The 14,404-nt window shown below is 51.0% G+C and carries 15 protein-coding genes; 7 read left to right on the top strand and 8 right to left on the bottom strand.

The window, feature by feature from the left end; genetic code table 11:
* Positions 1–228: 228 nt before the first annotated feature.
* From prmA to msrP, 8 genes are all read right to left on the bottom strand, one after another.
* The gene (gene prmA / locus ACF2G4_RS12305; protein ID WP_243078828.1) at positions 229–1,116 is read right to left on the bottom strand and encodes a 50S ribosomal protein L11 methyltransferase; all 888 of its coding nucleotides are present in this window, start codon (positions 1,114–1,116) and stop codon (positions 229–231) included.
* Between the two features lie 16 nt (positions 1,117–1,132).
* Complete coding sequence (gene panF, locus ACF2G4_RS12300; protein WP_409074899.1) at positions 1,133–2,578, bottom strand: sodium/pantothenate symporter; 1,446 nt, start codon at positions 2,576–2,578, stop codon at positions 1,133–1,135.
* Entirely contained in the window at positions 2,568–2,810 is a 243-nt protein-coding gene (locus tag ACF2G4_RS12295; RefSeq protein ID WP_243079094.1) for a YhdT family protein, read from the bottom strand. Before ACF2G4_RS12295 ends, panF begins: the two co-directional genes overlap by 11 nt.
* A 71-nt stretch (positions 2,811–2,881) precedes the next feature.
* Complete coding sequence (gene accC / locus ACF2G4_RS12290; RefSeq protein ID WP_243078830.1) at positions 2,882–4,231, bottom strand: acetyl-CoA carboxylase biotin carboxylase subunit; 1,350 nt, start codon at positions 4,229–4,231, stop codon at positions 2,882–2,884.
* 11 nt (positions 4,232–4,242) lie between these two features.
* Complete coding sequence (accB, locus tag ACF2G4_RS12285) at positions 4,243–4,704, bottom strand: acetyl-CoA carboxylase biotin carboxyl carrier protein (protein WP_215845449.1); 462 nt, start codon at positions 4,702–4,704, stop codon at positions 4,243–4,245.
* A gap of 25 nt (positions 4,705–4,729) precedes the next feature.
* Positions 4,730–5,182, bottom strand: coding sequence for a type II 3-dehydroquinate dehydratase (aroQ, locus tag ACF2G4_RS12280; protein WP_215845450.1), 453 nt, complete (start codon positions 5,180–5,182; stop codon positions 4,730–4,732).
* Between the two features lie 232 nt (positions 5,183–5,414).
* Positions 5,415–6,017, bottom strand: coding sequence for a protein-methionine-sulfoxide reductase heme-binding subunit MsrQ (gene msrQ / locus ACF2G4_RS12275; protein ID WP_215845451.1), 603 nt, complete (start codon positions 6,015–6,017; stop codon positions 5,415–5,417).
* Positions 6,018–7,022, bottom strand: a complete 1,005-nt coding sequence (msrP, locus tag ACF2G4_RS12270; protein ID WP_409074898.1) for a protein-methionine-sulfoxide reductase catalytic subunit MsrP — start codon at positions 7,020–7,022, stop codon at positions 6,018–6,020. It abuts the gene before it with no gap.
* Here msrP and ACF2G4_RS12265 point away from each other — a divergent pair.
* The 7 genes from ACF2G4_RS12265 (at position 7,021) to rng (ending at position 14,332) form a co-directional block, all read left to right on the top strand.
* The gene (locus ACF2G4_RS12265; protein ID WP_409074897.1) at positions 7,021–7,320 is read left to right on the top strand and encodes a hypothetical protein; all 300 of its coding nucleotides are present in this window, start codon (positions 7,021–7,023) and stop codon (positions 7,318–7,320) included. The two genes, msrP and ACF2G4_RS12265, sit on opposite strands and share 2 nt — an antisense overlap.
* The gene (gene csrD, locus ACF2G4_RS12260) at positions 7,311–9,260 is read left to right on the top strand and encodes an RNase E specificity factor CsrD (protein ID WP_243078833.1); all 1,950 of its coding nucleotides are present in this window, start codon (positions 7,311–7,313) and stop codon (positions 9,258–9,260) included. Before ACF2G4_RS12265 ends, csrD begins: the two co-directional genes overlap by 10 nt.
* A 310-nt stretch (positions 9,261–9,570) precedes the next feature.
* Positions 9,571–10,614 (top strand): rod shape-determining protein MreB, encoded by a 1,044-nt coding sequence (gene mreB / locus ACF2G4_RS12255; protein ID WP_003855260.1) that lies wholly within the window; start codon positions 9,571–9,573, stop codon positions 10,612–10,614.
* A gap of 148 nt (positions 10,615–10,762) precedes the next feature.
* Positions 10,763–11,785 (top strand): rod shape-determining protein MreC, encoded by a 1,023-nt coding sequence (mreC, locus tag ACF2G4_RS12250; RefSeq protein WP_243078834.1) that lies wholly within the window; start codon positions 10,763–10,765, stop codon positions 11,783–11,785.
* Positions 11,782–12,270 carry a rod shape-determining protein MreD gene (mreD, locus tag ACF2G4_RS12245; protein ID WP_215845453.1) on the top strand — a complete coding sequence of 163 codons (489 nt, stop codon included), beginning with the start codon at positions 11,782–11,784 and terminating at the stop codon, positions 12,268–12,270. The genes mreC and mreD overlap by 4 nt, the downstream gene beginning before the upstream one ends.
* An 8-nt stretch (positions 12,271–12,278) precedes the next feature.
* Positions 12,279–12,866: a nucleoside triphosphate pyrophosphatase gene (locus tag ACF2G4_RS12240; protein WP_215845454.1), complete on the top strand. Its 588-nt coding sequence runs from the start codon at positions 12,279–12,281 to the stop codon at positions 12,864–12,866.
* A complete protein-coding gene (gene rng, locus ACF2G4_RS12235) occupies positions 12,863–14,332 on the top strand; it encodes a ribonuclease G (RefSeq protein ID WP_409074896.1) in 1,470 nt (489 codons plus the stop codon). The genes ACF2G4_RS12240 and rng overlap by 4 nt, the downstream gene beginning before the upstream one ends.
* The last annotated feature ends 72 nt before the right edge of the window (positions 14,333–14,404 follow it).

The following is a 14,404-nucleotide window of genomic DNA, read 5'->3' as shown; positions in this document are numbered from 1 at the left end:
CAGAACCAATAATAGCGCAGCTATGCTCAATTTAAATTTCATATTTTAATCGAATAAAAAACTGAGATTGCGGTGCCGGTTGATGGCCCTATAAATAGTGATGGCGCTGTACCTGTGCGGGGAGTTTAATGGAGAAATTGTAAGGAAACGCCCTGGAATTTATTACCAAGGCGTTTTGAAAAGGGTCTTATTATCACTGCTAACTGACTTGATAATGAGCCTAAATTATTAAGCGTTGCGTTTTACGCCGGTAATTCGACACCACTCTTCTTTAACGGCAACCGGATCCAAATCGAACTGCTCTATATAAGCTTCACACACACCTTCAGCTTGGCTTTCCAAAACACCCGATAAGCCCAAATGGCCTCCTTGTTTTGGCAGCACACTGATCAGCGGCGCTAATTCACGCAGCGGACCCGCAAGGATATTCGCGACCACAACGTCAGCTTGAAGATTCTCTGGCTGTTGATGCGGCAGATAAAGAGAAAGTCGTTCAGAAACGCCATTACGCTCCGCATTATCGCGGCTGGCTTGAATCGCTTGCGGATCGATATCAACACCAATCGCCTGCGCTGCACCTAATTTCAAGGCAGCGATCGCCAGGATCCCTGAACCACAACCGAAATCGATCACAGTTTTACCGGTTAGATCCAATCCATCCAGCCAAGCCAGGCATAGCGCGGTTGTTGGGTGTGTTCCGGTGCCAAAAGCCAAACCGGGGTCAAGCATCACATTGACTGCGTTGGGATCCGGCACATCGCGCCAGCTTGGGCAAATCCACAAACGCTCGCCAAAACGCATTGGGTGGAAGTTCTCCATCCATTCACGTTCCCAGTCTTTATCTTCAATCTGTTCGATTTTGTGGCGGAAATCAGCTGCTAATACCGGATGTTGTGACAGCTCAGCGACGACCGCTTTCATATCCGTTTCTGCGTCAAACAAACCAATCACGTCGGTATCGCCCCACAGGCGCGTTTCGCCCGGTAACGGTTCGTAGACGGGTGTGTCATTGGTGTCCTGAAAAGTCACTGACACCGCGCCTGTTTCTATTAACGCATCGCTCAGCGTCTCCGCATGTTCACCTGCGCTATTAATTTTAATTTGAATCCACGGCATAATGTCTCTCTTAAATTCAGTGTTGTGGCGCATCAACCGGTTGCGGGACACGTCCAAATAGATTGCCGACTAAAAATGCCAGCAGACTTAAAAGCAGGGCAGGTACGATGGGATGAAATCCCCCTATTTGCCAGTTCAGGCTCGCCAGAAAAGCGTAGCAGCCGCCGCCTACCACCATACCGCTGATCGCGCCTGCGGCGTTGGCGCGCTCCCAATACAGACCCAGAACCAGAGGCCACAAGAACACCGCTTCCAGGCCACCAAAGGCCAGCAGATTGAGCCAGATGATCATATCGGGCGGATTCCAGGCGGCGACCAGCAGCAGAATACCGAGCACAAAAGTGATGGTGCCAGACAAGGCGCGCAGTCGCGCTTCATTTTCCATTTGGTGCGGCGCAACACGCAAATAAAGATCTTTTACCAGCGTTGCTGAAGCCTGCAGCAGTTGCGCATTAATCGTCGACATGATAGCCGCCATGGGCGCTGCCAGAAAAATTCCAGCGGCTAACGGTGGAAGCACAGTAATCATCAATGTTGGAATCACGCTATCGGGTACCGTGAGATTGGGCAAAACGGCCCGCCCGAAGGCACCCGCCAGATGCATGCCAAGCATCAAGATCACCACTACGATGGTGCCAAGAATAATCGCACGATGTACTGCTTTGCTGTCTTTATAGGAGATACAGCGTACCGCGGTGTGCGGCAGGCCAATAACGCCAAAGCAGACCAGCACGGTAAACGACGTGAGAAAGGTGGGGTTAATAATATCGCCCGGCCCTTCTGGCGACAGCAGTTTAGGATCGATGGCATGAAGTTTTTCCACCGCTGCGTGTAAGCCACCCGCCTGATGAATAACAGCAAACAGCAGCAGAAAAGTACCAATCAGCATCACTACGCCTTGCATAGCGTCGTTGAGTACACTGGCGCGAAAACCACCAAAAGCGGTATAGAGCGCAACGGTGCCGCCAAAAATGAGCAATCCAGTGTCATAAGGAATGCCGGCCGCTGTTTCGAGCAGGCGTGCACCACCAATAAACTGGACTGTCATCGCCCCAATAAAAGCAATAAGAAGGCTCAGGCTGGCTAACCAAATAAGCAGTGTGCTGCCATAACGCGCATAGAGCATGTCATTCAGGGTTACTGCGTTGTATCGTCGCGCCAGGATAGCGAATTTTTTGCCTAATACGCCTAACGAAAGCCATACCGCTGGAACTTGCACCATCGCCAGCAGCACCCAGCCTAAACCATATTTATAGGCTGCGCCGGGGCCACCGATAAATGAGCTGGCACTGATATACGTAGTCGTAATGGTCATCGCCAAGACAAAGCCGCCCATCGAGCGGTTACCGAGGAAATATTCAGTAAGGAAATTTCCTTGGCGCTGTTTACGCGCGGCAAACACTGACAGAGCGGCGATCCCCACCAGGTAGGCTAATAAAGGAAGGACAATTTCAGTTTCCATTTTCATCCTCCAGCGACATATTGCGGAATATCAGCCGCACCATCAACCAGCATAAAAAAATGAACAGCAGCGGCGCAAAAACGCAGGAAAGTTCGAACCAGCGAGGCAAGCCAATAATGCCGATTTGATTACCGCCCAGCCAGGCAGATAAGCCCCAAACGACTAGCCAGGCCAGCGTCAAATATAGCGACCAGCGCGCTTCTTTATGTGCCTGTAAAAAGCGAGGATCCATCATTCACCCCAATCCCAGCGGCAAAAGAAAAAGGCCGGATTAACCGGCCTCTCATTGTCTCAGCGTTGCGTTTATTTATCGTGCAGGCCGAGTTTTTTCTCCAGATAGTGGATGTTGGTACCACCGTGCTGGAAGTTTTCGTCGGACATGATCTTCATCTGCAGCTCGACGTTAGTCTTGATGCCGTCAATGATCAGTTCCGCCAGCGCGTTTTTCATGCGCGCAATGGCCACGTCACGGGTTTCACCGTAAGTGATCAGTTTACCGATCATAGAATCGTAGTACGGCGGCACACTATAGCCAGCGTAGATGTGCGATTCCCAACGTACGCCAAAACCGCCCGGCGCGTGGAAGCGGGTAATTTTACCCGGACTCGGCAGGAAGGTATTGGGATCTTCGGCGTTGATTCGGCACTCAACTGCGTGACCGCGAATCTCTACGTCAGATTGCTTGATCGACAGCGGTTGACCGGCAGCGATACGCAGCTGCTCTTTGATCAGATCGACGCCAGTGATCATCTCGGTAACCGGATGCTCAACCTGAATACGGGTATTCATTTCAATGAAGTAGAATTCACCGTTTTCATACAGGAACTCGAAAGTACCTGCGCCACGATAGCCAATTTCGATACAGGCTTTAGAGCAGCGTTCGCCGATGAAGCTGCGCATTTCAGGCGTGATGCCCGGCGCTGGCGCTTCTTCTACGACTTTCTGGTGACGGCGCTGCATAGAGCAGTCGCGCTCGCCGAGATAGATGGCGTTGCCCTGACCATCGGCCAGTACCTGAATCTCGATGTGGCGCGGATTCTCCAGAAACTTCTCCATATAAACCATGTCATTGTTGAAAGCCGCTTTGGCTTCCGCTTTTGTCATGTTAATGGATTCTTCCAGATCTTTGTCACTGCGCACGACGCGCATGCCGCGACCGCCGCCGCCGCCGGAGGCTTTGATGATCACCGGATAGCCGATGCGCTTCGCGAAGGCACGGTTCTTTTCCATGTCGTCGGTCAGCGAACCGTCAGAGCCTGGTACGGTTGGCACGCCTGCTTTCTTCATCGCGTTGATAGCGGAGACTTTGTCTCCCATCAGGCGGATAGTGTCCGCTTTCGGGCCTATGAAGATAAAGCCTGAGCGTTCAACCTGCTCGGCAAAATCGGCGTTCTCAGAGAGGAAGCCGTAGCCGGGATGGATCGCCACGGCGCCGGTGATTTCCGCTGCGGAGATCAGGGCCGGGATGTTCAGGTAACTTTTGACCGACTGAGCCGGGCCGATACAGACGGTTTCGTCCGCCAGCAGCACGTGCTTGAGGTCACGATCCGCGCTAGAGTGCACCGCTACGGTCTTGATGCCCAGTTCTTTACAGGCACGCAGAATACGCAGCGCGATCTCACCACGGTTAGCAATTACAATTTTATCCAGCATGGTTCGCCTCGTTATTCGATGACGACCAGCGGCTCGTCGAATTCAACCGGTTGACCGCTTTCCACCAGGATCGCTTTCACTACACCAGACTTATCGGCTTCGATCTGGTTCATCATTTTCATGGCTTCAACGATGCACAGCGTATCGCCGGCATTCACTTTCTGACCCACTTCGATGAAGGCTTTGGCATCTGGGCTCGGGGTGCGGTAGAAAGTACCGACCATAGGAGAACGCACGATGTGGCCGCTGATTTCCGCTGGCGCGGCTTCCGCCACGGTAGCAACCGGTGCAATAGCGTTAGCCAGGGCAGGTTGCGGAGCAGGAACAGCATAAGCCTGCTGCATCATCGGATAACCAACATTTGCAGGTGCACGACTGATGCGAACGGACTCTTCGCCCTCGGAGATTTCCAGCTCGGAGATGCCAGACTCTTCAACCAGTTCGATCAGTTTTTTAATTTTACGAATATCCATGAGTGGGGTTCCGTACTCAGTTTGATTAATTTGTTTGAGACAGGCGTTTTACTGCCGTTTGTAAAGCCCATGCGTAGCCGTCAGCGCCAAGTCCACAAATCACGCCAGCAGAAACATCAGAAAGATAGGAATGATGACGGAAGGGCTCGCGAGCATGCACGTTTGAGAGATGCACTTCGATGAACGGAATATCTACCGCCAACAGTGCATCACGCAGTGCTACGCTGGTATGCGTAAACGCGGCAGGATTAATAATGATGTAATCCACATTGCCTTTGGCCTCATGAATGCGATCAATAAGCTGGAATTCAGCATTGGATTGCAAGTGGCTTAACGTCACATTCAATTGGTTTGCTTGCTGCGTCAGATCGGTGACAATCTGATTTAGCGTGGTGTGACCGTATTTCTCAGGCTCGCGCGTTCCCAGCAAATTAAGGTTGGGACCGTTTAAGAGCAGAATGTGTAATTTATGCGCCATCTTGCTGCCATCTCCCGCAATCATTGAGGCATCGCGTAAAATACCTTGCCTCTCTTCGTTTGTCACCCGTCAGGGTAAAAAAGAAGACATGGCTTGCAATAAAGCCGGGCATTATATCCGTTTCGTAGCATTTCGCAGCAAAATACTGGTCTTATCTGCGAAGATGATTGGACGTGGCCCAAGGGCCACATCTTTTATCAGAGAGTAGAGGTAGAAAACAACGCAGGAAGGGTTAAAAAGGCCACCATTTAATGAATTTTTTGTAACGCCACGCTAATAGCAGTGCAGCAATACCGGCATAAATCAACGGTTGCGGCGACACAGTTTTCACTGACCAGATGTAGTGAATAGGTGCCAGTATGGCCACGATATAGATGCAGTTATGCAAAGTTTGCCAGCGTTTGCCGAGCTTGCGCTGCATACGTTGAAATGAAGTGACAGTGAGTGCCAGCAGTATCAACCAACAAATAATTCCCAGCGTAAGATAAGGACGGGAAATTAATTCGCTCCCCAACAAACGGAGATTATCAACGCCAAGTTCCAGCAGGTAGTAGCTCAGTAAGTGAAGGCAAGCCCACACAAAGGTCCAGACGCCAAGCAGGCGGCGTGTGCGGATCAACAGCGGCTGTTTAGCGTAGCGAGTCAAGGGTGAGACCAACAGCGTTGCCAGCAGCAATTTAAGCGCCATACGGCCAGTAAAATGTTGGATATCCTTGGCTGGGTCAGCGCTCAATCCTCCCTGGCTGGCTGCCAGGAAAAGATAAACCAGCGGTAAAAATGCCACTAAATGCAGCACCACCTTTAGCCAGGTAATCTGCTTAATAGAAAGGCGCACTCAATAATTCTCCCGCAGATCGAGTCCACGATAGAGCGAGGCGACTTGATCCGCATAACCATTAAACAGCAGTGTTGGCTGACGCTCGACTTTCAAGGATCCGCCGGGACCAATAAAACGCTCGGTGGCCTGCGACCAGCGTGGATGATTTACATGCGGGTTCACATTGGCATAAAAGCCATATTCGTTGTTGGCGATCTGGTTCCAGGTTGTCGGTGGCTGCTCACGCGTTAACGTAATTTTGACGATCGATTTAATCCCTTTGAATCCATATTTCCACGGCACGGTCAGGCGAATTGGCGCACCGTTTTGAGGGGGCAACGCCTTGCCATAGACGCCAGTACTGAGAAGGGTCAGCGGATGCATGGCTTCATCTAAGCGTAATCCTTCAACATAGGGATAGTTCAGCCCGCCGCCAATAAACCGATCTTTTTGGCCCGGCATCTGGTCTGGTGCATAAAGTGTTTGAAAAGCGACAAAACGCGCATTGCTGGTGGGCTCCGCAAGACTAATGAGTTTGTTTAACTCAAAACCAACCCATGGAACGACCATCGACCAGGCTTCGACACAGCGCATGCGATAGATACGCTGCTCCATAGCAAAGCGTTTAAAAATCTCATCCATGTCTAACGTAATGGGTTTAGCCACTTCACCGTCTATCGTCAGTTTCCAGGGATCGGTTTTCAGTGTGCCAGCGTTAGCGGCAGGATCGGCCTTATCCAGACCAAATTCATAGAAATTGTTATAACCCGACACTTTATCTTCTGGCGTTAATGTCAGATTATTTTGATATTGCTCTGGTTTACTGAAATCCAGAGGGCGGCCAGCCGGTGCTGCAGGACGATCGTTGCCTTTAAACCAACTGAGGATATCTGCATTCGCCATACTGGGTACGCTCATGGCCGCAGCACTCAAACCTAAAGTTTTCAAGACCTGACGGCGCTGCATATTAAAAATACTTTCAGGGGTAACGTCGTTTTCAGTCAGGCTTTTGGTTGTTTTCATGCTCTATTCTCCAGACTCGATTTTGTCTTCCAGCATGGCTAAAAACCCTGATGCTGGCGAATTTCGCCGCGAAAATGTGAAATTTCCTGGCAAGCCTTGCCAATCAGAATACACCGAAAAGTTTCGCGATAAAGTTCAGCGGTCATCTGCCGGCGGTATACTGATCGCTCACACATTGCAACGCTGCCGCCTGACGCAAATTATGCTATTTTGCTCGCGTTTTCATCGGCTCGGCGATGCCATACAGGAACGTGATCTGGTTATCACCGCAGTAATACAGGCACAGGGATGCGATTAACCACCAAACTATCCGCGTTTATTACATTTCTCAGCGTACTGGCGATGTTACTTATGCTGGTAGGCTGTGCTTTCAGCGTTTTTTGGCTGAGCCATCAGCGGGTTGAAAACAGAGTACAAGTGCTGGCGACCGAAGTGGATAAATCACTTTTTAACCAAACACCCGATCAACTCAACGGTTGGCTATCTCGCTTGATGCCGGTCATGAATGCCGAGCAACTCACCTTGCACAGCGGTAGTCACACGCTGCTCACACTCTCTCGCCACGAACATCAAATGATTGAAGATCAACCCAATCGTTTTATTCAATTTGATGTGCCATTAATGCACCAAACAGGCGTGAGTTTACGTGTCCTGATGCTCGATCCGGCGAAAACCTGGCTGCGTTCTATTACCGCGGCTTATACGCTTGGTGCCTTACTCTCCGTTGTGCTGGTGATGAGTCTACTGTTGTTCATTATGCATCGCTGGTTAACCCGACAATGGCGAGGCATGGAACATTTAGAAGTACGTGCAGATGCAATTATTGAAGGTGAGCGCCAGATAATGCGCAACAGCCATATCGACGAGTGGCCACCCAAAGCCAGTCGTGCGCTGGACGTGCTGCTGACAGATTTACAGGAAGCGGGTGAGCAGCGGCTTCGCATCGATACCCTGATTCGCACATTTGCCGCTCAGGATGGCCGCACAGGTTTGAATAATCGTCTGTTTTTCGATAACCAGCTGGCTACGCTGCTTGAAGATCAGGAGGCTGTCGGCACGCACGGGGTGGTTATGATGGTGCGCCTGCCCGATTTCGATATCCTGAATGAAACACTGGGTCCCTCCTTAGTCGAAGAATATCTTTTCGATCTGGTCAACATGTTGTCGACTTTTGTGTTGCGCTATCCAGGCGCGCTGCTGGCCCGTTATTTCCGCAGTGATTTTGCCGTATTACTGCCGCATCGCAGCTTAAAAGAGGCGAATGGCATTGCCGATAAATTGATTAATGCCGTCGATTCGCTGCCACCCATGCGCATGGTGAATCGTGACGATCTAATACATATCGGTATCAGCGCCTGGCATAGCGGACAAAGCGTGCCGCAGGTAATGGAAAATGTCGAAATGGCGACACGGCGGGCAACGCTACTTGGCGGGAATAACTGGTCGAATGGCGAAGGCAATCCTCTAGATGCCGGGCGGGGTAGCGTGCGCTGGCGCACTTTATTGGAAAATACGCTGAGCCGCGGTGGGCCGCGCTTATATCAAAAACCTGCAGTGAACAGAGAAGGCAAAGTGCAGCACCGGACAATGCTGACGCGCATCTTTGATGGCGATAAAGAGGTGCAAGCGGCAGAGTATATGCCGCTGGTACAGCAGCTCGGCATGGCAGAGGTTTGGGACCGCCAATTAGTGACGCGAATCGCGGCTTTATCAGAATGGTGGCCGGAAGAAACGCTGGTCATGCCCGTGAATATAGACTCTTTGTTACAGCGTTCTTTTGTGCTCTGGCTGCAGAATATGCTGCTGCAATGTCCAAAAGGACAAAGAAAACGATTTTTATTTGAACTTGCTGAGGCAGATGTCTGTCAACACATCAACCGTTTAACGCCAGTTTTTCGTGCGTTAAAAGCTTTTGGTTGCCGTATTGCGGTAAGCCAGGCTGGATTGACGGTGGTAAGCAGCGCCTATATCAAGCAATTACCGGTGGAATTGATCAAGCTTGATCCCGGCTTAGTTCGCAACATTGAGCACCGAACTGAAAACCAGCTTTTTGTGCAGAATTTGATGGAAGTGTGTAAATCGACGCAGACCCAAGTTTTTGCCACAGGCGTACGAACGCGCGCCGAATGGCAAACGCTGGTGGGCTTAGGTGTAGCAGGGGGACAAGGCGACCTATTTGCGCCATCTCAACCGGTAAACAGTAACGTTAAAAAGTATTCTCAACGTTATCGTATTTAGCCCATTGCGCCGCTTTATAGGCTTTACACTCGCTTTTTTGCCAATGAACCTAACGCAGAGTCCAGAATATCTGGCCGGAAATGTTAAAGTTTATGTCGAAGCTCTTCTGAAACATTGCAGCTAAAAGCGGCTAACAGGGCGTCATTTCGCCATTCCGCTGGTGCAGAAGCCTCGTACAGATAACTTAAACGCAATTTGGCGTGTTTTTTCACCGAAGCAGAACGTTTTTGCGCCTTGTGGCAGCTTCGTGTGGTTGGTAAAGTAAGCGGATTTTATTTTCCGCCCCCAGCTTGCAGGATTATCCCTTAGTATGTTTAAAAAATTTCGTGGCATGTTTTCCAATGACTTGTCCATTGACCTGGGTACCGCGAATACCCTGATTTATGTGAAAGGACAAGGCATCGTGCTGAACGAGCCCTCCGTGGTTGCTATCCGCCAGGATCGAGCCGGTTCACCGAAAAGTGTTGCGGCCGTCGGTCATGACGCAAAACAGATGCTTGGCCGTACGCCAGGTAATATTGCTGCTATTCGCCCGATGAAAGACGGCGTAATCGCTGATTTTTTCGTCACCGAAAAAATGCTGCAACACTTCATTAAACAAGTTCATAGCAACAGCTTTATGCGTCCCAGCCCACGCGTGCTGGTCTGCGTGCCGGTGGGGGCGACGCAGGTAGAACGTCGTGCCATCCGCGAATCTGCTCAAGGTGCTGGTGCGCGTGAAGTGTTCCTGATTGAAGAGCCAATGGCTGCGGCAATCGGTGCTGGCCTGCCTGTCTCTGAAGCAACCGGTTCAATGGTGGTTGATATCGGTGGCGGTACGACAGAAGTGGCTGTGATCTCCCTGAACGGTGTGGTTTATTCCTCTTCCGTGCGCATCGGTGGTGACCGCTTCGATGAAGCTATTATTAATTATGTGCGTCGTAACTACGGTTCATTGATTGGTGAAGCGACCGCAGAACGTATCAAGCATGAGATCGGTTCAGCTTATCCGGGCGATGAAGTGCGTGAAATTGAAGTGCGTGGTCGTAACCTTGCTGAAGGTGTACCGCGCGGCTTTACGCTGAACTCCAATGAAATTCTTGAAGCGTTGCAAGAGCCACTGACCGGTATCGTTAGTGCGGTAATGGTTGCGTTGGAACAATGTCCGCCAGAACTGGCGTCTGATATTTCCGAACGCGGCATGGTATTGACCGGCGGTGGTGCGTTGCTGCGTAATTTGGATCGTCTGCTGATGGAAGAAACCGGTATTCCGGTGGTTGTCGCAGAAGATCCATTAACTTGCGTAGCACGCGGCGGCGGTAAAGCACTGGAAATGATCGACATGCATGGCGGCGATCTGTTCAGCGAAGAATAATCGCCTCAACCGGCTGAGACCGTGAATTATCATGCGCAGGGAATAGCGTGTAAACCGGCGCGGCACGCGTCGGTTAGATACGTCCAGCCCAAGGGAGTACGGTCATTACCGTGCTTCCTTACCTGTTGTCGAGGAACACGCAGATTATATGAAGCCGATTTTTAGCAGGGGGCCTTCCCTGCAGTTGCGTCTTTTTTTGGCGGTGATTGTGGCAATAGCTATCATTATTGCCGACAGCCGTGTGAGTTCATTCAATCAAATACGCAACTATCTGGATACGTCGGTCAGTCCGTTTTACTTTCTGGCTAACGGGCCACGCCAGCTTTTAGACGGCGTGTCAGAAACGCTGGCATCGCGTCAGCAGCTTGAGCTGGAAAACAAAGCCTTACGTCGCGAACTCTTCCTGAAAAATAGTGACCTGTTAATGCTGGGGCAATATAAGCAGGAAAACGCACGTCTGCGTGAACTGTTGGGTTCACCGCTACGTCAGGATGAGCAAAAAATGGTGACGCAGGTGATCTCCACCGGCACCGATCCTTATACCGATCAAGTGGTCATCGACAAAGGCAGTGTTAACGGTGTTTATGAAGGTCAGCCCGTTATCAGTGATAAAGGCGTAGTAGGGCAAGTGATTGCCGTAGGGCAAGTCTCCAGCCGCGTGTTGCTGATTTGTGATGCCTCGCATGCGTTACCTATCCAGGTGTTGCGTAACGATATTCGTGTTATTGCGGCCGGCAATGGCTGCACCGAAGATCTGCAACTTGAGCATCTGCCAGGTAATACTGATATCCGTGTAGGTGATGTGTTAGTCACATCAGGATTAGGCGGGCGCTTCCCGGAAGGTTATCCGGTTGGTGTGGTCTCTTCCGTGAAAGTGGATACGCAACGTGCTTACACCGTGATTCAGGCGCGTCCAGCCGCAGGTTTGCAGCGTCTGCGCTATTTGCTGCTGCTGTGGGGAGCCGATCGCAATGGGGATATGCCTATGGCGCCGGCAGATGTCCATCGTGTTGCTAACGAACGATTGATGCAGATGATGCCGCAAGTTTTACCGCCTGCGGGAGAAATGGGTCCACCCGCACCTGCGGTGCAGATGGGACCTCCAGCACCAACGCGTAACGAAGGCAACACACAAGGTACGCCAGCCCGCTCACGCGGAGGTCAGCCTTGAGTCGATATCGCAGCCAGGGACGTTGGGTCATCTGGCTGTCTTTTCTGGTTGCTCTCATCTTACAAATCATGCCATGGCCGGACCAACTCTATATGTTCCGGCCTTCATGGCTTTTGTTAATTCTCATCTATTGGGTTTTAGCGCTACCGCATCGGGTAAACGTAGGTAGTGGATTTTTGATGGGCGCAATCATGGATTTGATTGCCGGTTCGACGCTCGGTGTACGCGCGTTAGCGCTGAGCATCATCGCCTACCTTGTAGCCTTTAAATTCCAGCTTTTCCGTAACTTAGCGTTGTGGCAGCAGGCGTTAATGGTTATGGTGCTGTCGCTGGCGATGGATGTAATTGTATTCTGGGCGGAATTCTTAGTGATCAACGTCTCATTTCGACCCGAGATTTTCTGGAGCAGTGTCGTCGACGGTATTCTCTGGCCTTGGCTATTCTTATTAATGAGAAAGATTCGTCGTCAGTTCGCTGTTCAATAAGGAAATTTATGGTATCCCTTTATTTGGCTTCCGGTTCACCGCGTCGGCGTGAGCTGTTGACTCAGCTTGGCCTCACATTTGAACGTCTCATTACCGATGTAGAAGAGCAGCGTCAGCCGAATGAAGCGGCTGATGCCTATGTTCGCCGTCTGGCGAATGACAAAGCTCGCGCGGGCGTTATGTTGGCTGAGCATGATTTACCCGTGCTGGGCGCGGACACGATCGTGGTGTTAAACGGCGAAGTGCTCGAAAAACCGCGCAACGCAGAACATGCGGCAGAAATGCTGGGCAAACTTTCAGGGCAAACGCATCAAGTGATGACCGCCGTCGCGCTGGTTGATCGTCAGCAAGCGCTGGATTGTCTGGTTACAACTGATGTCACGTTTCGAAACTTAACCGCATCAGATATTCGCGAGTACATTACGACCGGCGAGCCAATGGATAAAGCCGGGGCATACGGCATTCAGGGCATAGGTGGAAACTTTGTCCGCAAAATCAATGGAAGCTATCACGCGGTTGTCGGATTACCTTTGGTTGAGACAGGAGAGTTATTCAGCCATTTTCAGTCACTGCGTGCCTTAAGGGGACAACAATGACGGCTGAACTGCTGGTAAACGTCACGCCATCCGAAACGCGCGTCGCTTATATTGACGGCGGCATTCTGCAAGAAATCCATATCGAGCGCGAAGCGCGCCGCGGTATCGTTGGTAATATCTATAAAGGACGCGTTAGTCGCGTACTGCCTGGCATGCAGGCCGCTTTTGTTGATATTGGATTGGAAAAAGCCGCCTTCTTACATGCTTCCGATATCATGCCGCACACCGAATGCGTAGCCGGCGATGAGAAAAAGAATTTTATCGTACGCGATATTGCTGAACTGGTACGTCCTGGCCAGGATCTGATGGTGCAAGTGGTGAAAGATCCACTGGGCACCAAAGGTGCCCGTCTGACTACCGATATTACACTGCCGTCGCGTTATCTGGTGTTCATGCCTGGTGCGTCGCATGTAGGTGTCTCACAACGCATTGCAAGCGAAAGCGAGCGCGAACGGCTGAAAGCCGTAGTGGCTGATTATTGTGACGATCTCGGTGGCTTCATTATTCGTACTGCTGCAGAAGGCATCGGCAACGAAGAGCTGGCGCAAGACGCCGCCTTTTTAAAACGTTTGTGGACCAAAGTCAGCGAGCGTAAAAAGCGCAACCAAACACGCTGCCTGCTTTACGGTGAGCTGGCGCTGGCGCAGCGTATTTTGCGCGATTTCACGGATGCAGCGTTGGATCGCATTCGTGTTGATTCACGTCTGACCTGCGATTTGCTGTTGGAATTTACCAGCGAATATATTCCAGAAATGGCCCGTAAGTTGGAGCTCTACAACGGCAAACAGCCAATCTTCGATCTGTTTGACGTAGAGAATGAGATTCAGCGTTCACTGGATCGCAAGGTCGAGTTGAAGTCTGGCGGTTATCTGATCATCGATCAAACCGAAGCGATGACCACCATTGACATTAATACCGGCGCCTTTGTCGGCCATCGTAATCTCGACGAAACCATTTTTAATACCAATGTAGAGGCAACGCAGGCTATTGCTCGTCAGCTGCGGCTGCGTAATCTCGGCGGCATCATTATCATCGACTTTATTGATATGAGTAATGAAGATCATCGCCGACGCGTTCTACATTCGCTGGAAAGTGCGCTAAATAAAGATCGGGTGAAGACCGGCATCAGCGGTTTCTCCGCGTTGGGGCTGGTGGAGATGACGCGTAAGCGCACGCGCGAAAGCATTGAACACGTACTCTGTGAAGATTGCCCGGTGTGCAAAGGGCGCGGCACCTTGAAAACCGTCGAAACCGTCTGCTACGAAGTCATGCGTGAGATAGTCCGCGTTCACCATGCTTACGACGCCGATCGTTTCCTGGTCTATGTCTCGCCAACCGTCGGTGAAGCTTTAAAAACCGATGAGTCACATGCATTGGCCGAGGTGGAAATTTTCGTCGGGAAACAGGTTAAGGTGCATGTCGAAGCGCTTTACACCCAAGAGCAGTTTGATGTTGTGATGATGTAGCGTCTTGCTAACGCTGGCCTGACCAAGTTGGTCGGGCTAAAAAAGCGCCCATGTTTGGGTTAAAATGCACAT

The organism is Pantoea phytostimulans, assembly GCF_046118715.1.
Lineage (GTDB): Bacteria > Pseudomonadota > Gammaproteobacteria > Enterobacterales > Enterobacteriaceae > Pantoea > Pantoea phytostimulans.
The sequence above is the reverse complement of the archived record's forward strand: the minus strand, read 5'-3'. Positions and strand labels throughout refer to the sequence as shown.

Excerpts from the sequence above, each read along its gene's own strand:
- msrP (WP_409074898.1), bottom strand. The coding sequence starts at position 7,022 with ATGAAAACAACCAAAAGCCTGACTGAAAACGACGTTACCCCTGAAAGT.
- prmA (WP_243078828.1), bottom strand. The coding sequence starts at position 1,116 with ATGCCGTGGATTCAAATTAAAATTAATAGCGCAGGTGAACATGCGGAG.
- rng (WP_409074896.1), top strand. The coding sequence starts at position 12,863 with ATGACGGCTGAACTGCTGGTAAACGTCACGCCATCCGAAACGCGCGTC.
- mreC (WP_243078834.1), top strand. The coding sequence starts at position 10,763 with ATGAAGCCGATTTTTAGCAGGGGGCCTTCCCTGCAGTTGCGTCTTTTT.
- csrD (WP_243078833.1), top strand. The coding sequence starts at position 7,311 with ATGCGATTAACCACCAAACTATCCGCGTTTATTACATTTCTCAGCGTA.
- ACF2G4_RS12240 (WP_215845454.1), top strand. The coding sequence starts at position 12,279 with ATGGTATCCCTTTATTTGGCTTCCGGTTCACCGCGTCGGCGTGAGCTG.
- aroQ (WP_215845450.1), bottom strand. The coding sequence starts at position 5,182 with ATGGCGCATAAATTACACATTCTGCTCTTAAACGGTCCCAACCTTAAT.
- panF (WP_409074899.1), bottom strand. The coding sequence starts at position 2,578 with ATGGAAACTGAAATTGTCCTTCCTTTATTAGCCTACCTGGTGGGGATC.
- accB (WP_215845449.1), bottom strand. The coding sequence starts at position 4,704 with ATGGATATTCGTAAAATTAAAAAACTGATCGAACTGGTTGAAGAGTCT.
- mreB (WP_003855260.1), top strand. The coding sequence starts at position 9,571 with ATGTTTAAAAAATTTCGTGGCATGTTTTCCAATGACTTGTCCATTGAC.
- ACF2G4_RS12265 (WP_409074897.1), top strand. The coding sequence starts at position 7,021 with ATGCTCTATTCTCCAGACTCGATTTTGTCTTCCAGCATGGCTAAAAAC.
- accC (WP_243078830.1), bottom strand. The coding sequence starts at position 4,231 with ATGCTGGATAAAATTGTAATTGCTAACCGTGGTGAGATCGCGCTGCGT.
- ACF2G4_RS12295 (WP_243079094.1), bottom strand. The coding sequence starts at position 2,810 with ATGGATCCTCGCTTTTTACAGGCACATAAAGAAGCGCGCTGGTCGCTA.